The following is an 18,294-nucleotide window of genomic DNA, read 5'->3' as shown; positions in this document are numbered from 1 at the left end:
GCGTGGGGCGGGGGTCGCCGCGGCGGCGGGCGCGGTGGCCAGGGCGCCGACGGCGGTGGCCGTCAGGAAGGCCCGGCGGTTGGAGGGCATGCCGTTCACGGTATGCACCTGATCCATCACCGTATGTGCCTGTTTAACGACACTTTGTGGTCTCGTGTTCAGAACATCGCCGGTCCGATACGGCCCCTTGACGGGGGCGTGTATAACAACATGCAGGAATGAGGCAGCCTGAATAGCCAGGGGGAGCACAGATGAGCGTGTCCGAGGGTCCCGCCGCGCGGCTCCAGACGCTCTTCGAGGGGCACCGGCTCACGCCGACTCAGCGGAGGATCGCCCACAGCATGGTCCGGCGCGCGGTCGACGTGCCGTTCCTGTCCAGTGTCGAGCTGGCGGAGCTGGCCGGGGTGAGCCAGCCGTCGGTGACACGGTTCGCGGTGGCGCTCGGGTTCGACGGGTACCCGGCGTTGCGCCGGCACCTGCGGGAGGTCGCGCCGACCGAGCGGGCGGCCGTCTCCCAGCAGTACAACGAGTACCAGGAAGCCGTTCAGGCCGAGATCGAGAATCTCCGGCATCTCGCGGAGGTGCTGGCCGACCCCGAGCCGGTGCGTCGTGCGGGGCGCCTTCTCGCCGCCTCACGCCCGCTCCCCGTCCTCGGCCTCCGCGCCGCCGCGTCCCAGGCGTACGGGTTCGCCTACTTCGCCGCCAAGGTCCACCCCGACGTCCGGCTCCTCGACGAGGGCGGGAGCATGCTCCAGGACCGTGTCGACGCGGCGGTCCGTGCGGGGGCGTCCTCCCTCCTGTGCTTCGCGCTGCCGCGCCACCCGAAGGAAGTCCTCGACGCCCTCGCCTACGCGAAGTCCGCCGGCCTCACGGTCGTCACCGTCGCCGACTCCGCCTTCGCCCCCGTCGCCAAGTCCTCCGACCTCCTCCTCCCCGCCGCCGTCGGCACGGGCCTCGCCTTCGACACCGCCTGCGCACCGATGCTGCTGGGCCGGGTCCTGCTGGAGGCCATGTGCGACGACCTGCCGGACGCCCAGGCGAGGCTGGAGGAGTTCGACGCGGGGGCGGTGGCTCGGGGGCTGTTCGTGGAGTGAGGGTGGGGGTGTCTTGCTCACCCGCACGGCCACGACGGCCCGCAGTCGCCCTCTCGTCGAAACCACCCGAGTCGGTGGGCGTACCCGTCCGCACCCCTGGTGTCGCGGCGGGCGACGCGGCCCCGGGGGGAGTGCGTCGCCCGTCACGGCGTCGGTGCGAAGGCCGCTCAGACCTCCAGCTCCTCCTCGATCCGCTTCAGCTGGTGGCGGGCCATCGCGAGGTTGGACCGCTTCGCGTCCAGGACGAGGTAGAGGAAGAGGCCGTTGCCGCCGCGCCCGCTGATCAGGCGGAGGAGGTGGTACTGGTCGGTGAGGGTGATGAGGACGTCCTCGATCTGCGCCTTCAGCCCGAGGTGCTCCATCGTCCGCATCTTCGCGCGGACGACGTCCGTGTTGCCCGCGGCGGCGACGTTCAGGTCGAAGTCCTTGCTGCCGCCGAGCGTGCCGAGGGCCATGCCGCTGGTGTAGTCGACGAGGGCGACGGCGGTGGCACCCTCGATGGAGGCGAGGGCTTCCTTGAGGGCGGTCTCGGTGTTGGCCATGGTGATTCGGTTCCTTTCAACTCTCTTTGGTGGCGCGCTGGTTGGGTGCACGCGTGGGTCTTGGAGGCAAGGGGGGAAGGGTGGGGAGGGGAACCCCTTCGGGAGTGCTCTCGGTGACGGCGCCGAGCTTCTTCGCGGGGGGCGCCTTCTTCTTCGCGGCAACGGCGTTCTCCTTCGCTGCCGAGTCGACCAGCTCCCCGATCCGCGCCCCGGTCCGCCGCCCTTCGAGATGCAGCCGCCCGACGTTGACCCGGTCCTGCGCGAGGAGCGTGAGGACGGCGGACTCGCCGGCGGCGTACGTGGCGACGTACCCGTACACCCCCCGCACGAGCAGCTCGCGCAACTCCCCCTGGCCGGTGGCGTCCGCGAGGCGGACGGCGACGCCGAGCGCGGCGGCGGTGAGCGCGGCGACGCCCTCCGGTTCGACACCGGGTGTGTCGGCGGCGAGGACGAGCCCGTCGACACTGGCGGCCAACGCCCCGGTGAGCTGGGGGACTCCGGCTCTCAGCCGCCTCAACTCGTCGAGTATCTCGGCCTCGTGAACAACCATCAGGTCTCTCCTCTCGGCCTGCGAACCGGCTTCCTGCGGACGCTGCCGCTCAAAGGGCCTCCAGCGCATCTCTGAGCCTTTTCAGCAGGGTGATGTGGGGGTCGTCGTCGGGGAGCGGACCGGGTGTGGGGATGGGGGAAGTCGAGGCCGCCGACGGGGAGTTCGGGGCGACGAGGCCGGCCGCGGCGAGGCGCCGGACGTCGAGCAGGGTGGGGTAGGCGCGGCGCCCGAGGCGGTGGGCGATGTGGGTGGCGGTGCGCTCCCCGTCGACCTGGTCGAGAACGGCCCGCCTGCGTGCGGGGAGCCGGGGCGGCGGGCGTGAGTCGAGGCGGAGCAGTGGGGCGGCGTCCGTCCGCCCGTCCGGCCAGACCCGGTCCAGCAGGGCCCGGCGCCGGGAGGTCTCCCGCTCCAGCACGCCCGCCTCGACCGGGCGGACGACGCCGGGCACGTACCCCGAGTCGTCGTACCGGAACCGGGCCGGCGCGTCCCCGGGGGCGAGCGCGAAGTACGCGGCGTCGAACAGGGCACCCGCCAGGCAGAGTTCGACCGCGCCGCGAGGTAGGTGACCGTCGTCCACGAGGAGTTGGACGGCGTCCTGCCGCGAGGCCACCCTCTTCCACACGCCCCTGTCGAGCGCCCCGCCCGCCAGCAGCAGCGCGTCCGGCCCCGGCGCCGCCGCACTCTCGGCGTACACCACCCGCCCCCGCACCAGATGCAGCGCCCCACCCTCCCGACTCAGCACCCCACTCGCCCCCTCGGCGGCGAGCCGCGCGAGCAACGCCCCCACCTCACCGCTGAGATGCTCCCGCACGGGCAGCGCTTCCATGACGACCATCACCGCGTCTCCGTCCGGCCCGCACGCCGCCCGGCACCGACCGGGGTGCCGTTCAGCCGGACGTCGAACCGGGCGTTGCGCATGTCGGGCCGGACGCCGTCCCGGCTGATGTCGAGCCGCGCGCCGGTGAGCCGGACGTCGAACCGGAGGCTTCCCGCGCGGACGTCGAGTCTGGCGCCGCCTGTCGTGGTGCTGAGCCGGACGCCGCGCCGCATGAAGTCGAACCGGACGCCGTTCAGCCGGACTTGAGGCCGTATCCCGTTCACCCCAGCACCAACTTCCCGGCCATCTCCTCCAGTCGGATCCGCGCGAGTGCGAGGTTGCCGTCGCGGCGGGTGAGCCAGATGTGGAGGAAGACGCTGCTGTCGAAGGAGGTGCGGACGAAGCGGAGGAGGTGGTAGCTGTCGCGGTTGCTGATGATGAGGTCCTCGACGGGTGGGTCGTCGTCGAAGGAGGAGGTGTCGTCCTCGGGGGCGAACGCCCGTTGTTCGGCGGCGAGTCGGGCGACTTCGGCCGCTTCGGTGGCGGCGGCCTCGGGGTCGCCGCCGGGGAACTCCCCGACGGAGCCCAGGGCGAGACCGCTGGTCCAGTCGACCAGGGCGGCGCCCCGCGCGCCGGGCAGGCGCATGGCTTCCAACAGGCATTCGTCGATTCCGGGCACCGAGACTCCTCTCCCACCGGTGGTTCGGCTGAGTGAGAGAGACGCTACAGACGGTGTGTGCGACGGGTGATGCGTTTGGCATTTTCCCTTGGAATGTGCCAACGGCAAGCTAGAGTGGGTGAGTTTGCCTGTTTTCGCGGCCGTTGTGCTGGCTATCGAAGCCCCTCGACAGGGGCCCGGGTCAAGGGCGTTCGGGGGCGCTCAGGGTGGTGAGGGAGTCGGCGTGCGCCCCTCCGGCCTCGGCGAGGATCTCCGCGACCGTCTGGGCTGCGCGGACGAGCGCGAACCCGATGCGGCCGTCCGCGCCGGGCGCGTACCCGTAAAGGGCGGGCCGGGGGAGGGAGTTGTACGCGTAATGGTGGGCGAAGTAGTAGGCGCCGGTGTCCAACGCGGCGGCGTAGTCGCCCTGTTCGAGCAACGGCAGCGACCGCCCCCGCGCCAGCAGGTCCCCCGAGAAGCAGGCGGGGCCGGCGACGTCCTGCACGGCCTCGGGCCCGCTCTTCACCCGGCCCTTCGCGTCGTACGCGGCCACCCTGAGGGGCCACGCGGACGGCGCGTACACCGTCCGCGTCGCCACCTGCACGCCCGCGTGCGTCACCGCGATCCGCCGTCCGCCCGCGCTCTTGGCGTACTCGACGCGCGCCACCACCGTGCCGTTCTTGGCCAGCAGCGACCGCCCGAACTCGGTGATCAGCCCGTACCGCCCGTCGAACAGGCCCGGCACCGCCTCCCGCAGCAGCCGGGCGTACTGCGCGTAGGTCGGCGTGGTCTCCTCGGAGCCGTGGTTGACGGGCAGCCCGCCCCCGATGTCGACGGTGTCGATCTGCCGCCGTCCCACACGCGTGTTGATCTCCTCGGCCAGCGCGTACACCTCCGCGACCCCGCGCGCCATCAGTGTCAGCGGCACCCCCTGCGAGCCGGTGTGCGCGTGCAGCCGGGTCAGCCACGGGCGCTCCGCGTACGCCCCGATCACCCACTCCCGCGCCCCCTCGTCGAGCAGCGCCACCCCGAACTTCGAGGTCGGGGTCGCCGTCGACGTCGACTCGATGGAACCGCCTCCGACCTGCGGATTCACTCGCAGTCCCAGCGGTGAGGCGCTCGGCGCCGAGTTCATGAGCGCGTCGATGCGGGCCAGCTCCTGCGGGTTGTCGGCGTTCACCGCGATGCCGAGCGCCAGCGCCTCCCGCAGCTCGGCCGGGGTTTTCGCGGGGGAGTCGAGGACGGTCGCCTTGGGGAGGAACCCCGCCGCCCGCGCGAGCGCCAGTTCCCCGGGGCTGGCGACCTCCGCCCCGATCCCGGCCTCCCGCAGCAGCCGCAGCACCGGCACGAGCGGGGTCGCTTTCACCGCGAAGGCGTGCAGGACCGGGGTGCCGGGGGCGACGACGTCGTCGAACGCGGCCCTCAGCTCGGCCGCCGACTCCCTGATGCCCACGGCGTCCAGCAGTCCTACGATCGGGGTGTCCGTCCCCAGCAGGCCCTGTTCCACCGCCGCCCGGACCGCTTCGTCCCGGCGCGTGACCCGCTCGCCGTCCGCCACCGTCTGCCGCACATCAGCCCCCGTCGAGGTAGTCCGGTATCGCCAGCGGAGCATGCCCCGTCCTGTGCGCGGGCGTGCTCTCCTTCTCAGCCAAACACCCGTACGGCGTGGGTGTCGGTTCCGCGACCTATTGACTAGTTCTATTCAGGAAGCGAGGATGTGAATAGAAGAGGAATACCGGCGATGTGCCCCCAGGAGGCAGCCCATGTCAGGACCCCGGCCCGTACGAGCCCCCCGCGGCACCGAGCTGACCACCCTGGGCTGGCAGCAGGAGGCCGCCCTGCGGATGCTCCAGAACAACCTCGACCCCGAGGTCGCCGAGCACCCCGACAAGCTCGTCGTCTACGGCGGCACCGGCAAGGCCGCCCGCGACTGGCGCTCCTTCGACGCCATGGTCCGCACCCTGCGCACCCTCAAGCAGGACGAGACCATGCTCGTCCAGTCCGGCCGCCCCGTCGGCGTCATGCAGACCCACGAGTGGGCGCCGCGTGTCCTCATCGCCAACTCCAACCTCGTCGGCGACTGGGCCAACTGGGAGGAGTTCCGCCGCCTGGAGGCCCTCGGTCTGACCATGTACGGCCAGATGACCGCCGGGTCCTGGATCTACATCGGCACCCAGGGCATCCTCCAGGGCACCTACGAGACCTTCGCCGCCGTCGCCGCGAAGAAGTTCAACGGCACCCTCGCCGGGACCATCACCCTCACGGCCGGCCTCGGCGGCATGGGTGGCGCCCAGCCGCTCGCCGTCACCATGAACGACGGCGTCGCCATCTGCATCGACGTCGACCCGCGCGCCATCGAGCGCCGCATCGAGCACCGCTACCTCGACGTCAAGGCCGACAACCTGCGCCACGCGCTGGAACTCGCCGTCGAGGCCCGCGACGCCCGCCGCCCGCTCTCCATCGGCCTCCTCGGCAACGCCGCCGAGCTGCTCCCGCAGATGCTCGCCGAGGGCGCCCCCATCGACATCGTCACCGACCAGACCTCCGCGCACGACCCGCTGGCCTACCTGCCGGTCGGCGTCGCCTTCGAGGACATGGCCGACGCCGCCGCGAAGGACCCGGCCGGGTTCACCACGCGCTCCCGCGAGTCCATGGCCAAGCACGTCGAGGCCATGGTCGGCTTCATGGACGCCGGCGCCGAGGTCTTCGACTACGGCAACTCCATCCGCGGCGAGGCCCAACTCGCGGGCTACGACCGCGCGTTCGCCTTCCCCGGCTTCGTCCCCGCCTACATCCGCCCCCTCTTCTGCGAGGGCAAGGGCCCCTTCCGCTGGGCCGCCCTGTCCGGCGAGGCGTCCGACATCGCGAAGACCGACAAGGCGATCCTCGACCTCTTCCCCGAGAACGAGTCGCTGCACCGCTGGATCAAGATGGCCGGCGAGCGCGTCCACTTCCAGGGCCTGCCCGCCCGCATCTGCTGGCTCGGCTACGGCGAGCGCGACAAGGCCGGCGAGCGCTTCAACGACATGGTCGCCAGCGGTGAGCTGGCCGCGCCGCTCGCCATCGGCCGCGACCACCTCGACTGCGGCTCCGTCGCCTCCCCGTACCGCGAGACCGAGGCCATGCTCGACGGCTCCGACGCCATTGCCGACTGGCCGCTCCTCAACGCCATGGTGAACGTCGCCTCCGGCGCCTCCTGGGTCTCCCTCCACCACGGCGGCGGCGTCGGCATGGGCCGCTCCATCCACGCCGGCCAGGTCACCGTCGCCGACGGCACTAAGCTCGCCGGCGAGAAGGTCCGCCGCGTTCTGACCAACGACCCCGGCATGGGCGTCATCCGGCACGTGGACGCCGGGTACGACATCGCGGACAGCGTCGCCGAGGACCGGGGCGTGCGGGTGCCGATGCGCGAGGGCGGGGACGCGTGAGCGACGGCAACCCCGCGCTGACGGTCACCGGCGGCGTCCCCGGCCAGTCCCGGGCCACCCCGCCCCGCACCCCCTCCTTCCAGGAGATGTGGCGCGACCTGCACCCCATCGGCCGCCACCCCGACTCCCACGGCTACCGCCGCTACGCCTGGACCCCCGCCGACGCCGAGTGCCGGGAGTGGTTCCGGGAACAGGCCGAGCTGCGGGGGATGGCGTACGAGGTCGACCGGAACGGCAACCAGTGGGCCTGGCTCGGTGACCCCGCCGCCGGGGACGCCGTCGTCACCGGCTCGCACCTGGACTCCGTGCCCGACGGGGGCGCCTTCGACGGCCCCCTCGGGGTCGTCTCCTCCTTCGCCGCGCTCGACGAACTCCGCGCGCGCGGCGCCGAGTTCGGCAGGCCGTTCGCCATCGTCAACTTCGGCGACGAGGAGGGCGCCCGGTTCGGCCTCGCCTGCGTCGGCTCCCGGCTCACCTCCGGGGCGCTGACGAAGGAGCAGGCCCACCTCCTGACCGACGGCGACGGCGTCAGCCTCCCGCAGGCCATGGAAGCCGCCGGGTACGACCCCGACGGCATCGGCGGCGACGCCGAACGCCTCGACCGGATCGGCGCCTTCGTCGAACTCCACGTCGAGCAGGGCCGCGCCCTCGACCTCTCCGGCGACAGCGTCGGCATCGCCAGCGCGATCTGGCCGCACGGACGCTGGCGCTTCGACTTCCGGGGCGAGGCCAACCACGCGGGCACGACCCGGCTCGTGGACCGGCGCGACCCCATGCTGTCGTACGCGGAGACCGTCCTCGCCGCCCGCCGTGAGGCCGAACTCGCCGGGGCCGTAGCCACCTTCGGGAAGATCGCCGTCGAACCCAACGGCGTCAACGCGATCCCCTCCCTCGTACGCGGCTGGCTCGACTCCCGCGCCGCCGACCAGGCAAGCCTGGACCAGGTGGTCGGCGGGATCGAGAAGGCCGCCCGCGAGTACGCCGACGCCCACGGCATCGACCTCGACGTCGTCCGCGAGTCCTTCACCCCCGTCGTCGAGTTCGACCACGCCCTGCGCGACGAACTCGCCCGCATCCTCGGCAAGGACAAGGGCACCGACATCACCGTCCCCGTCCTCGGCACCGGTGCCGGACACGACGCCGGGATCCTCTCGGGCCGCATCCCGACCGCCATGCTGTTCGTGCGCAACCCCACCGGCGTCTCGCACTCCCCGGCCGAGTTCGCCGCCGAGGACGACTGCGTGGCCGGGGTGACCGCGCTCGCCGACGTACTGGAAGGGCTGATCCGCAGGTGACGACACGGACGTATTGGCTGGAGCACGCCTGGCTGGAACCGGCCGTCGAACCGGGCGTCGCCCTCGACGTCACGGACGGCCGCATCACCGCCGTCCGCACCGGCGTCGAGGCGCCGCCCCCCGGCGCCGAGGTGCTGCGCGGGCTGACGCTGCCCGGTCTCGCGAACGCGCACAGCCACGCGTTCCACCGCGCCCTGCGCGGCACCGTCCAGGTCGGCTCCGGGACCTTCTGGACCTGGCGCGAGGTCATGTACGGCGTCGCCGGCCGGCTGACCCCCGACCGCTATCACGCCCTCGCCCGCGCCGTGTACGCGGAGATGGCGCTGGCCGGGATCACGGCCGTCGGCGAGTTCCACTACGTCCACCACACCCCCGACGGCACCCCCTACACCGACCCCAACGCGATGGGCGAGGCCCTGATCCAGGCGGCGGCGGACGCCGGGATCAGGATCACCCTCCTCGACACCTGCTACCTCTCCGCCGGGTTCGGCGAGGCACCCAACGCCCACCAGCGGCGCTTCTCCGACGGCGACGCCGAACGCTGGGCCGCACGCTGTTCAGAACTCAAGGAACGCGATCACGCGAAGATCGGCGCGGCGATCCACTCCGTCCGAGCCGTCCCCGCCGACCAGTTGGCGACCGTCGCCGCCTGGGCGCAGGAGCGGCGCGCGCCCCTGCACGTCCACCTCTCGGAGCAGACCGCCGAGAACGACGCCTGCCTCGCCGCCCACGGCCGCACCCCGACCCGGCTCCTCGCCGACCACGGGGTCCTCGGCCCCCGCACCACCGGCGTCCACAACACCCACCTCACCCCCGAGGACATCACCCTCCTCGGCGACTCGGCCACCGGCACCTGCATGTGCCCGACGACCGAACGGGACCTCGCCGACGGCATCGGACCGGCCGTCGCCCTCCAGCAGGCCGGCTCCCCGCTCTCCCTCGGCTCCGACAGCCACGCCGTCATCGACCTCCTCGAAGAGGCCCGCGCGATGGAGCTGAACGAGCGGCTGCGCACCCGCACCCGGGGCCACTGGACCGCCGCCGCCCTCCTGCGGGCCGCCTCCGCCGACGGCCACGCCTCCCTCGGCTGGGACGAGGCCGGCGTTCTCGCGCCCGGCGCCCTCGCGGACTTCACGACCATCGCCCTCGACTCCGTCAGAACCGCGGGCCCACTGCCGCGACTGGGCGCGGAGACGGCCGTATTCGCCGCGTCGGCGGCAGATGTGCGCCATACGGTCGTGGGCGGCCGGCACGTCGTACGCGACGGGGTCCACACGACCCTTCCCGACGCGCCGCGAGACCTCGCGGCGGCCGTCGCCGATCTGCGCTCCTGACCTTCGCAACCCACGAGGACGCCATGAACGCCCCCACCACGCCGAGCAGCCCCGCCGGGCCGAACAGCGCGAACAACGCGACCGGCACGACGACTGTCATCACGAACATCGGCACTCTGGTCACCAACGACCCCTCCCTCGGCGACGGTTCTCCACTAGGACTGATCCAGGACGCGGCCGTCGTCATCGAAGGCGACCGCGTCGTGTGGACCGGTGAGAAAAGCAAAGCACCCGCCACTGACAATCGGGTCGACGCCGCCGGCCGCGCGGTCCTCCCCGGCTTCGTCGACTCCCACTCCCACCTCGTCTTCGCGGGCGACCGCACCGCCGAGTTCAACGCGCGCATGTCAGGCCGCCCCTACACCGCCGGCGGCATCCGGACGACGGTCGCGGCGACCCGCGCGGCGAGCGACACCGACCTGGAGGCGAACCTCGTCCGCCACCTCGCGGAAGCCCTCCGCCAGGGCACGACGACCATGGAGACCAAGTCCGGCTACGGTCTCACCGTCGAGGACGAGTCCCGCGCCCTCCGCCTCGCCGCCCGCCACACCGACGAGGTCACCTACCTCGGCGCCCACATCGTCTCCCCCGACCACGCCGACGACCCCGCCGCGTACGTCGCCCTCGTCACCGGCGACATGCTCAACGCCTGCGCCCCGCACGCCCGTTGGATCGACGTCTTCTGCGAGAAGGGCGCCTTCGACGGCGACCAGGCCCGCGCGATCCTTGAGGCGGGCCGCGCGAAGGGCCTCCAACCCCGCATCCACGCCAACCAGTTGACGTACGGCCCCGGCGTCCAGCTCGCCGTCGAGCTCGACGCGGCCAGCGCGGACCACTGCACCCACCTGACCGACGCGGACGTCGACGCGCTGGCCTCCGGCAACACGGTCGCCACGCTGCTGCCGGGCGCGGAGTTCTCGACCCGCGCCGAATGGCCCGACGCCCGCCGCCTGTTGAACGCGGGCATCACCGTAGCCCTCTCCACCGACTGCAACCCGGGGTCGTCGTACACCTCCTCGGTCCCGTTCTGCATCGCGCTGGCGGTGCGGGACATGGGGATGACGCCGGACGAGGCGGTGTGGTCGGCGACGGCGGGAGGCGCGGCGGCGTTGCGCCGCACGGACGTGGGCCGCGTAACTCCGGGCGCCCAGGCGGATCTTGTCCTCCTGGACGCACCGAGTCACGTGCACTTGGCGTACCGGCCGGGGGTGCCGTTGGTGAGAAACGTGTGGCGGAAGGGTGTCAAGGAGGTCTGACCGGAGTCACTCCTCCACCGTCAACCCCTTCCTCAGGCGCACCAAAGTCCTGGCAAGCAGCCGAGACACATGCATCTGCGAGATCCCCAACTCCTCCCCGATCTCCGACTGGGTGAGCCCCGCGACGAACCGCAACGACAGGATCTGCCGTTCGCGGGGCGGCAGTTCGGCGATCAACGGCTTCAACGACTCGACGTACTCGATCCCTTCGAGCCCGTGATCCTCGTACCCGATCCGATCGGTGAGCGCGCCCTCCGACTCGTCCTCGTCGGGCTGCGCGTCGAGGGAGGAGGCGGTGTAGGCATTGGACGCGGCCATGCCTTCGACGACCTCGTCGGGGGAGATGCCGAGCCGGTCGGCGAGTTCGGCGACCGTCGGTGAACGATCGAGCCGCTGGGACAACTCGTCGCCCGCCTTGGCGAGTTCGAGGCGCAACTCCTGAAGGCGCCGGGGCACCCGCACGGACCAGGACGTGTCCCGGAAGAACCGCTTGATCTCGCCGACGATGGTCGGCATGGCGAAGGTGGGGAACTCGACTCCCCGGCTCAGCTCGAACCGGTCGATGGCCTTGATCAGCCCGATCGTGCCGACTTGGACGATGTCCTCCATCGGCTCGCTGCGGGAGCGGAAGCGGGACGCCGCGAACTTGACGAGCGCGAGGTTGAGTTCGACGAGGGTGTTGCGGACGTACGCGTGCTCGTGGGTGCCCTCTTCGAGGGATTCGAGCCGGGCGAACAGTGTCTTGGACAGCGCGCGGGCGTCGACTGCGCCGATCTCGTCGTAGGGCGGGATCTCGGGGAGATCAAGATGGTCCGGTGGGGGTGTCGACGCCCCCGTCGGGGGCCGGGATGCGTCGAGCCGGGGTGACATGTCGTCCTCCATCGTTCTCGGCAGGTGTGGCGAATGGCTGCCGGAGCCAGTGCGTGTGGACTGCGGTGTGCGGCGCCTCCGAGGCCGTCGGTCGAGTCCCCGGAAAAGGGGCTTCTACTAGCCCTACCCGCTTCCCCGGCCCAACCGCAAGGCTGATATGACCCATTTGTGAGGCTATGTTTGGTTGTTCGACTGTTCGGACTCTGTGAACAGGGCGTAGTGTGCGAAGGCATCGGTACGCGGCGGACGACCTTGGGAGAGAAGGCGGCATGGACCACGGGACGGTCGGCAGCGCACAGTCGGGCCGGCTGCTGGTGGAGGTGCGGGAAGAGGGCTCCAGCGCGGTCGTGACCCCGGCCGGCGAACTGGACCACCACACCGCCGAACTGCTGCGGGAGCCGCTGGACGCCTGTCTGGCGAAGGGTTTCAGCCGCCTCGTCATCGACTGCTCGCGGCTGGAGTTCTGCGACTCCACCGGGCTGAACGTCCTGCTCGGCGCCCGACTCAAGGCGGAGGCCGCAGGCGGGGGAGTCCACCTCGCCGGGATGCTCCCCGTCGTCGCCCGGGTCTTCGAGATCACCGGCGCCGAGGCCGTCTTCACCCTTCACGACTCGGTCACCGACGCGGTCCCGGCGCCCGACGCCGACGGCTGAGACTGCCCGCCCGTCGAGGTGTGTTCACCACGCGACGTCGGGCAGGAGACTTCGTGAACATGTCGACGGCATACGGCCCGCGCGGGAGCGGGCGCCGTCGGCCCCTAGAGCGACCTGGTTTCCGGACCCGGTGAACTGGTGAGGTGAAGCGCTGATGAGCACCACCCGGCCCCCTGTGCCGAGTGACCGCGGACCGGAACAGGAGCCGTCCGGCGGGGTTCGCCGACTGCGCCTCGACGGCGCCAGCGGGGTCGTGCCCCTCGCCCGCGACTTCGCACGACAGGCCCTCTACGCCTGGGGCTGGCTCCCGGCAGCCGGCGCCGACCGCCGCGCCGCCGCCGAGGACGTCCTCCTCGTCGTCTCCGAACTCGTCACCAACGCCTGCCTGCATGCCGGGGGCCCCGACGAGATCCGCATCTCCTGCGACAACAAGGTGATCCGCGTAGAGGTGGCCGACCGGGGCGCCGGTCAGCCCGCCCCCCGCACCCCCCACCGTGCCGGACGACCCGGCGGCCACGGCATGTTCATCGTGCAACGGCTGTGCCTGGATTGGGGGATCGTGCGGACGGCGGGGGTGCCGGGCAAGACGGTGTGGGCAGAGGTGGGGGCGCCCGCGTAGCGCGCCCGGCGTTTCACCGGAGACCGGGACGCGCTGTGGCTACCGGCGCGCTGAAGGCTGTGCGGGCAGCAGAGCCAGCGCCGCCAGAAGCGCCAGGACGGCCATGAGGCGCCAACGGTCCACCGCGTCGTCCCAGCGCCGGGTGTCGGCCGGGTCGACGAAGAAGACCGCGTCCTGCGGGAGGAACACGAGCACGAGCACGACGATGAGCAGTCCCGACGCTCCGGCCACTCCGCCGCCCCGGCCCTGCGTGAAGCGCACCCCGAGCAAGGCCAGGGCTACCACCGACAGCCACAGGGCGACGGGTTCGGCCGCCAGTTCCCCGCGCGGGAAGGCCGGGCGCATCTGCGGGTGGAGTGCGCCGCGCAGGAGGAGGACGTCGATGCTCCAGGCGACGGCGAGGCCGAGAAGAGCGCCGGTGACGCGTGGCGCGCGCCGCAGCCACCACGGAGTGGGGCAGACCTCGGTGGTGACGGCCGCAGGGTCGTCCAGGACGAAAGCCAGCCCCAGGCCGCCGATGACGGCAGAGAGGTGCAGCAGGGCCGCGGCGGCTCCCAGCCCCAGCCGGAGGGAGCAGACGACGGGAACAGCGCAGACGATCAGCCCCAGCGCGGCGCCGCACAGCAGCGGCGCGGTGGGGGCGGCGTGGAACTCGGCGGGCAGGAGAGCACGCAGGTGCCGCAGGACGCCTCGCGTACGAACCGTTCCGCCACGCCCTTGTGGCCGGCCGTCGTCCGCCGGTCGACCGGGGGGCTCGGGGGCGTCGGGCCGGGGCTGAGGGGTCAGCCGTGCGCACACAACGGGGCCTCTCCTTCATCGGCGTCCGACGTGGCGGGGGCGTGGACGCCGAGGAGTCGCGCCGCCTGCGCGGAGGTGGTGTCCGGGGCGGTGAGCTCGTCCCAGTGCCGGCTGACCTTGTTCCCCACCTGGGCGGCTGGCTGGTCCAGCAGTCTCAGGGCGGTCTCGGCGTCGGCCCGTCGGGTGCGGATCATGGTCAGGTTGCCGAAATGGACGAGCCCCCCGAAGCTCCGGTCCAGCTGTGACCGCAGCGCGCTGCCGGTTTCCCGCGTCGCCTGGGCGGCCAGCCACAGCATCACGACGCCGCGCGAGCCGCAGACCATCGACCCGGCACCGCCCACCGGGCCGCCCTGTCGGGTACCGGAGTCTTCGGGCGCGTTGCCCTCGACCAGCCGTTCGGCGAAGGCGACGGCGAGGCCGATGGTGGCATCGTCACCGGAGTCGCTGCCGTTGCCCCAGTCGGTGCCCACCACCACCGCGCCGGGAGTGCCCGCCCGACGGTCGTCCTCGGCCCAACTGTCCAGGGGAATCTGTACCCGGGACAGGCCGGTGGACTTGGTGAAGGAGCCCACGTGCTGCCGTACGGCGTACTTCTCGGCCCGCAGCCGCTCGGGTGCCCGGCGCAGGACTCCCTCCACCACCTTCGACCACTGCCGGTGCCGGTCCACGAACTCCGGATACGCACAGTAGGTGAACTGCCCCTGGTGCACGCAGCGTTGCTCGTCGGCCGGCGACTTGAGCGCATGCTCGCGGGCCGCGGTCACCGAATTTGGCGTGGGGCGCGACTGCACGGCACCCGCTGTCACCGCCCCGGCCAGCGCGAGCGCGAAGGTGACGTGAACAGCCCTGGTACGCAGCCCGGAGCGCAGCACGGCGGCGACCGCGACGGCGGCTGCCAGCAGGAGCAGGTAGAGCAGGTGCCGGCCGGCCGGGCGGTACAGCAGCCCGGAGGGCAGCGAGCTGTGGCTGCTGTCCTCCAACGCGACGGGGCCCCACCAGCGCCAACCGGAGAACGGGGCGAGGCCGGCGACGACAGTGGCGATCCCCACCAGCCCCAGGACGATCGGGCCAGCGGCCACTGACGTGGTGATCGTCCCGATCAGTACGGCGAGCGTGCCGGCGAGCAACACCGAGGCGGGTCCTGCGGCCAGTTCGCCGGGCGACGGGCTGCCCACCGCGCCGGGCAGGAGGGACAGCCAGAGCATCCGGGCCCCGACCAGGACGGTGGTGAGAACGACGGCCGGGATCACCGCCAGCAGATGGGCCGCGGCGCGCTGCCACGGCTGGAGGACCAGCGCCTGGAACCAGGCGTCCGTGTCCTCACGTGCGGGCCGCAGCACGGCCAGGTGCATGGCCAGGAAGGTTCCGGCGGCCAGTACCAGCAACTGGCTCTGCAAGTACCGGTCCTCGTCGTGCAGCACCGGGTAGTCGGTGCTGCCGGAGACCGCGGTGGTGTAGATCCACAGGCCCAGGCACAGCGCGAGGGAGCCCAGCAGCGCCGGGTGCTCCAGCAGGCGTCGGGCCTCGGTGCGGGCCAGGGCGCGGACACCGGCCGCCGGACCGGGGATCGCCAACGGCACCTCCGGTGCGGCGGCGTGACGTTCGCCGGTGCTCATGCCACGGCCCCTTCCGGTGCGGAGTTCAGCAGCAGATAGCCGTCTTCCAGGGTGGGTTCGGCAAGTCGCGCGCCCTCGGGCGGCAGGCCGATGTTGCGGTACTGGCCGGCGCCGGTGCGCCAGCCGGCGACGGAGCGTGGATCCTTGTCCTGGGTGTACCAGACCCGGCCGCGGGCCACCTCGCTGAGACCTTGCGGAGTGGCGTCGTGGACCACCCGGGCCGCGCTGAGGACCACCACGCGGCCGCACAGAGCGGTGACATCCTCGGTCTGGTGGGTGGAGAGCAGGACCGTGCGGCCTTCTCCCAGGTCGGCGATCAGCTCACGGAAGCGCAGGCGTTGCTCCGGGTCCAGGCCCACCGTCGGCTCGTCGAGGATCAGTAGTTCCGGGTCGCCGATCAGTGCGGCGGCCAGCGCCACGCGCTGACGCATACCACCGGAGAGCGCCTTCATCTTCCTGCCGCGTTCGGTGTCCATCCCCACCGCCTCCAGCACCGCTCTCACCTCGGCGTGGCGCGTCGCCCGAACGGTGTGTTCCTTCAGGATGGCGACGTAGTCGACGAACTCGAAGGCCGTGAAGTGCCGGTGGAAACCCGGGGCCTGGGGAAGGTAACCCACGCGGCGGCGGATCTCCTGGCGCTGGTCGGGGCTCAGCGGGTCGCGGCCGAGGACCTGGACGGTGCCTGCGGTGGGGGCCAGCGCTGTGGCCAGGACGCGCAGCAGCGTCGTCTTGCCGGACCCGTTGGGGCCGAGCAGCCCGGTGACGCCGCGGGTCAGGTGCAGTGTCACATCGTCCAGGGCGAGCGTGCGGCGGTAGCGCACGGTCAGCCCGTGCACGGAGGTGGGCGTGGTGTCGGTGACGGGGCCGGTGGCCGCGGCGGAGGTGTCGCGCGTCATGACCGCATTCCCTTCTCGAAGTCGAAGTCGGCGCGCAGCCGGACCAGCACCAGCAGCGCGGTGAGCAACAGCACCGCCAGAGCCCCCTGCCCGGCGGGGGAGAACAGCACGGCGGAGTGGCGGGTGAACGCCACTGCGCCCACCCAGGCCGCACCCGCGGCGCCGGCGGCCGGGACCGCGCCGATCCGGGGCAGCAGGAGCAGGCTGAGCACGGTCAGCAACGCCGACGGGAGCAGCCAGCCGAAGGCGACGTAGCTCAGGTGCGGCAGGGCGAAGGACACGCCCGCCGTCAAGACCGTGGTGACGGCCAGGACCGCGCACGTCCGCAGCAGGACCAGCCGAAACGCACTCGGGGCGGCGACCTGCCCCAGTTCGTACGCCGGGTCGAAGCGCCTGGCGAGGGAGCCCGCCACCCCGGCGGCCGGCAGCAGCGGTGCGATGGCCAGGAACGTCAGCGGCGCACCACCGGGCTGCGCCAGCCGTGCGCTGAGCACGGCGAAGAGCAGCGTGACGGCGGTGCCGCACAGCCACGAAGCGCGCAGCGCCGGGGTGGCGACCAGCAGCCGTGCCACATGGTCCGGCACGCGGATCGCCAGCAGCAGCCGTTCCCAGCGCCCCGGGCGGGGAAGGTCGATGGCGTGGTCGAGGCGCTGCCAGACCCGCTCCAGCGACCGGGTGTCCGTGAAGTCGGCCAGCCGTGCGCGGCACTGTGCGCAGTGGTCGAGATGAGGCTCGATGCGGTGCCGCGGGCCCGTCGCGAGGGCACCGCTCGCGTACTGGCGCAGCAGTTCGCCGGGCGGATGCGGGTACCGCGTGTCCGTGGTCATGGGTCCTGTCTCCCTTCCGGGCCCGTACGACCGCTCGTCGGGTCAGCGGCCTCGCCGGAGCGGTCGAGTTCTTCGCGCAGCAGGCGACGCGCCCGCATCGTGCGGGTCTTGATCGTTCCCGGGGGCACCCGCAGCCGTCGCGCGGCCTGCCGCGTCGTCAGCCCGTCCACCACGGTCGCCTGCACGACCTCACGCAGATCCGGGGAGAGCTTGCCCAGGGCCGCTTCCAGCGGGCCGAACCGGCCTGTCGCCAGGACCAAGTCCTCAGCGGACGGATTCGCGGGGGCCCGCAGCCCGGACAGCGCCCGCCACAGGCGGCTGCGCGCACCATGCGTGCGCGCCTCGTCCGTCAGGCGCCGGGCGGCGATGCGCCACAACCAGCCGCTGAAGTCCCGCACCACCGGCTGGTGGCCTTCGACGCACCGTCGCCACACCGCCAGGAAGGTTTCCTGGAGGATGTCGTCGAGCTGCGCCGGGTCGGTACAGCGGTAACGCAGCCGGGTCGCGAGCCAGGGCGCATAGCGGTGGTACAGCGCCTCGAACGCGACCCGATCACCCTCGCACAGCGCGGCTAACAGCTCGTCGTCTCCGGCCTGTTCCCCCGTCTCCACTCCTGCCCCTCCCTCCGTCTTCGCCAACTCACACCTGCTCGTCGGACGCGGACCACCGAACGGTTCACCTCGACACTGTGACCTGCATCACATATCTGGCGCCGGTATAGGCACCTCCGTGTTCCGCTTGCGGGCAACGGCCGACGGTCGGCGGGGCGACCGCCCTATCGCGCCACACGGTCGAAAGAGATCACGGCGGAGAACCGCTCCCGACGGCCGCCGACGAGGCATCGCCGCCGGGACGTGGCGCTACCCGGTGCCGCCTCGACATCGAACTTCCATGACCGCGTCGATATGTCGCACGCCGCAGCCGACACCCCAGGGCGACTCTGGTGCGCAATTCGGCCTGGTGATCTCTTCTTCTCCGGCACGCTTGCGGTAACGAGTTGTGCTGGCCGAGGAGTTGGGTATGTCGTTGCAGGTGGGTGGT

At 72.1% G+C, this 18,294-nt stretch carries 19 protein-coding genes; 7 read left to right on the top strand and 12 right to left on the bottom strand.

Translation table 11 applies throughout. The features are described 5' to 3' along the window. Positions 1-251: 251 nt before the first annotated feature. Positions 252-1,094: a MurR/RpiR family transcriptional regulator gene (locus tag ACVNF4_RS18710; RefSeq protein WP_461803979.1), complete on the top strand. Its 843-nt coding sequence runs from the start codon at positions 252-254 to the stop codon at positions 1,092-1,094. Between the two features lie 167 nt (positions 1,095-1,261). Here ACVNF4_RS18710 and ACVNF4_RS18705 read toward each other — a convergent pair whose 3' ends face one another. The 6 genes from ACVNF4_RS18705 to ACVNF4_RS18680 form a co-directional block, all read right to left on the bottom strand. Continuing rightward, positions 1,262-1,636 (bottom strand): roadblock/LC7 domain-containing protein, encoded by a 375-nt coding sequence (locus ACVNF4_RS18705; protein WP_461803978.1) that lies wholly within the window; start codon positions 1,634-1,636, stop codon positions 1,262-1,264. Between the two features lie 16 nt (positions 1,637-1,652). Continuing rightward, on the bottom strand, positions 1,653-2,186 hold the full coding sequence (locus tag ACVNF4_RS18700) for a roadblock/LC7 domain-containing protein (protein WP_461803977.1): 534 nt from the start codon (positions 2,184-2,186) through the stop codon (positions 1,653-1,655). A gap of 49 nt (positions 2,187-2,235) precedes the next feature. After that, complete coding sequence (locus ACVNF4_RS18695) at positions 2,236-3,021, bottom strand: transcriptional regulator (protein ID WP_461803976.1); 786 nt, start codon at positions 3,019-3,021, stop codon at positions 2,236-2,238. Further along, positions 3,021-3,287 (bottom strand): hypothetical protein, encoded by a 267-nt coding sequence (locus tag ACVNF4_RS18690; protein ID WP_461803975.1) that lies wholly within the window; start codon positions 3,285-3,287, stop codon positions 3,021-3,023. The genes ACVNF4_RS18695 and ACVNF4_RS18690 overlap by 1 nt, the downstream gene beginning before the upstream one ends. Further along, complete coding sequence (locus ACVNF4_RS18685) at positions 3,284-3,682, bottom strand: hypothetical protein (RefSeq protein WP_461803974.1); 399 nt, start codon at positions 3,680-3,682, stop codon at positions 3,284-3,286. The genes ACVNF4_RS18690 and ACVNF4_RS18685 overlap by 4 nt, the downstream gene beginning before the upstream one ends. Before the next feature lie 181 nt (positions 3,683-3,863). Beyond that, positions 3,864-5,273, bottom strand: a complete 1,410-nt coding sequence (locus ACVNF4_RS18680) for a type III PLP-dependent enzyme domain-containing protein (protein WP_461803973.1) — start codon at positions 5,271-5,273, stop codon at positions 3,864-3,866. Between the two features lie 151 nt (positions 5,274-5,424). Between ACVNF4_RS18680 and hutU the strand changes: the two genes are divergently transcribed. The 4 genes from hutU (at position 5,425) to hutI (ending at position 10,974) form a co-directional block, all read left to right on the top strand. Beyond that, positions 5,425-7,089, top strand: a complete 1,665-nt coding sequence (gene hutU, locus ACVNF4_RS18675; protein ID WP_461803972.1) for a urocanate hydratase — start codon at positions 5,425-5,427, stop codon at positions 7,087-7,089. An 86-nt stretch (positions 7,090-7,175) separates the two neighbouring features. After that, positions 7,176-8,384 carry an allantoate amidohydrolase gene (locus tag ACVNF4_RS18670; RefSeq protein WP_461803980.1) on the top strand — a complete coding sequence of 403 codons (1,209 nt, stop codon included), beginning with the start codon at positions 7,176-7,178 and terminating at the stop codon, positions 8,382-8,384. Continuing rightward, the gene (locus tag ACVNF4_RS18665; protein WP_461803971.1) at positions 8,381-9,718 is read left to right on the top strand and encodes a formimidoylglutamate deiminase; all 1,338 of its coding nucleotides are present in this window, start codon (positions 8,381-8,383) and stop codon (positions 9,716-9,718) included. The genes ACVNF4_RS18670 and ACVNF4_RS18665 overlap by 4 nt, the downstream gene beginning before the upstream one ends. A gap of 23 nt (positions 9,719-9,741) precedes the next feature. After that, complete coding sequence (hutI, locus tag ACVNF4_RS18660) at positions 9,742-10,974, top strand: imidazolonepropionase (protein ID WP_461803970.1); 1,233 nt, start codon at positions 9,742-9,744, stop codon at positions 10,972-10,974. Between the two features lie 6 nt (positions 10,975-10,980). Here the strand turns inward: hutI and ACVNF4_RS18655 are convergent, their stop codons facing one another. Beyond that, positions 10,981-11,844, bottom strand: a complete 864-nt coding sequence (locus ACVNF4_RS18655; protein ID WP_461803969.1) for an RNA polymerase sigma factor SigF — start codon at positions 11,842-11,844, stop codon at positions 10,981-10,983. 269 nt (positions 11,845-12,113) lie between these two features. Here ACVNF4_RS18655 and ACVNF4_RS18650 point away from each other — a divergent pair, with 269 nt between their 5' ends. Continuing rightward, a complete protein-coding gene (locus ACVNF4_RS18650; protein WP_461803968.1) occupies positions 12,114-12,497 on the top strand; it encodes an STAS domain-containing protein in 384 nt (127 codons plus the stop codon). A gap of 154 nt (positions 12,498-12,651) precedes the next feature. Then, positions 12,652-13,116 (top strand): ATP-binding protein, encoded by a 465-nt coding sequence (locus ACVNF4_RS18645; RefSeq protein ID WP_461803967.1) that lies wholly within the window; start codon positions 12,652-12,654, stop codon positions 13,114-13,116. Positions 13,117-13,155: 39 nt separating this feature from the next. Here the strand turns inward: ACVNF4_RS18645 and ACVNF4_RS18640 are convergent, their stop codons facing one another. From ACVNF4_RS18640 to ACVNF4_RS18620, 5 genes are read right to left on the bottom strand one after another with little or no spacing between them, the layout of a single operon-like run. Then, positions 13,156-13,914 carry a hypothetical protein gene (locus ACVNF4_RS18640; RefSeq protein ID WP_461803966.1) on the bottom strand — a complete coding sequence of 253 codons (759 nt, stop codon included), beginning with the start codon at positions 13,912-13,914 and terminating at the stop codon, positions 13,156-13,158. Then, positions 13,899-15,530, bottom strand: a complete 1,632-nt coding sequence (locus ACVNF4_RS18635; protein WP_461803965.1) for an ABC transporter permease — start codon at positions 15,528-15,530, stop codon at positions 13,899-13,901. Before ACVNF4_RS18635 ends, ACVNF4_RS18640 begins: the two co-directional genes overlap by 16 nt. After that, positions 15,527-16,426 (bottom strand): ABC transporter ATP-binding protein, encoded by a 900-nt coding sequence (locus tag ACVNF4_RS18630; RefSeq protein WP_461803964.1) that lies wholly within the window; start codon positions 16,424-16,426, stop codon positions 15,527-15,529. Before ACVNF4_RS18630 ends, ACVNF4_RS18635 begins: the two co-directional genes overlap by 4 nt. Next, a complete protein-coding gene (locus ACVNF4_RS18625; RefSeq protein WP_461803963.1) occupies positions 16,423-17,253 on the bottom strand; it encodes a cupin domain-containing protein in 831 nt (276 codons plus the stop codon). Before ACVNF4_RS18625 ends, ACVNF4_RS18630 begins: the two co-directional genes overlap by 4 nt. Then, positions 17,250-17,864 carry an RNA polymerase sigma factor gene (locus tag ACVNF4_RS18620; protein WP_461803962.1) on the bottom strand — a complete coding sequence of 205 codons (615 nt, stop codon included), beginning with the start codon at positions 17,862-17,864 and terminating at the stop codon, positions 17,250-17,252. Before ACVNF4_RS18620 ends, ACVNF4_RS18625 begins: the two co-directional genes overlap by 4 nt. Positions 17,865-18,294: the final 430 nt, after the last annotated feature.

The organism is Streptomyces sp. S6, assembly GCF_054880855.1.
Note: the sequence above shows the minus strand (reverse complement) of the source record. Positions and strands in the feature narration are given on the sequence as shown.

Bases quoted from the DNA above. Each gene is read 5' to 3' on its own strand.
- ACVNF4_RS18710 (WP_461803979.1), top strand. From the start codon at position 252: ATGAGCGTGTCCGAGGGTCCCGCCGCGCGGCTCCAGACGCTCTTCGAG.
- ACVNF4_RS18705 (WP_461803978.1), bottom strand. From the start codon at position 1,636: ATGGCCAACACCGAGACCGCCCTCAAGGAAGCCCTCGCCTCCATCGAG.
- ACVNF4_RS18700 (WP_461803977.1), bottom strand. From the start codon at position 2,186: ATGGTTGTTCACGAGGCCGAGATACTCGACGAGTTGAGGCGGCTGAGA.
- ACVNF4_RS18695 (WP_461803976.1), bottom strand. From the start codon at position 3,021: ATGGTCGTCATGGAAGCGCTGCCCGTGCGGGAGCATCTCAGCGGTGAG.
- ACVNF4_RS18680 (WP_461803973.1), bottom strand. From the start codon at position 5,273: ATGCTCCGCTGGCGATACCGGACTACCTCGACGGGGGCTGATGTGCGG.
- hutU (WP_461803972.1), top strand. From the start codon at position 5,425: ATGTCAGGACCCCGGCCCGTACGAGCCCCCCGCGGCACCGAGCTGACC.
- ACVNF4_RS18670 (WP_461803980.1), top strand. From the start codon at position 7,176: ATGTGGCGCGACCTGCACCCCATCGGCCGCCACCCCGACTCCCACGGC.
- hutI (WP_461803970.1), top strand. From the start codon at position 9,742: ATGAACGCCCCCACCACGCCGAGCAGCCCCGCCGGGCCGAACAGCGCG.
- ACVNF4_RS18655 (WP_461803969.1), bottom strand. From the start codon at position 11,844: ATGTCACCCCGGCTCGACGCATCCCGGCCCCCGACGGGGGCGTCGACA.
- ACVNF4_RS18650 (WP_461803968.1), top strand. From the start codon at position 12,114: ATGGACCACGGGACGGTCGGCAGCGCACAGTCGGGCCGGCTGCTGGTG.
- ACVNF4_RS18645 (WP_461803967.1), top strand. From the start codon at position 12,652: ATGAGCACCACCCGGCCCCCTGTGCCGAGTGACCGCGGACCGGAACAG.
- ACVNF4_RS18635 (WP_461803965.1), bottom strand. From the start codon at position 15,530: ATGAGCACCGGCGAACGTCACGCCGCCGCACCGGAGGTGCCGTTGGCG.
- ACVNF4_RS18630 (WP_461803964.1), bottom strand. From the start codon at position 16,426: ATGACGCGCGACACCTCCGCCGCGGCCACCGGCCCCGTCACCGACACC.
- ACVNF4_RS18625 (WP_461803963.1), bottom strand. From the start codon at position 17,253: ATGACCACGGACACGCGGTACCCGCATCCGCCCGGCGAACTGCTGCGC.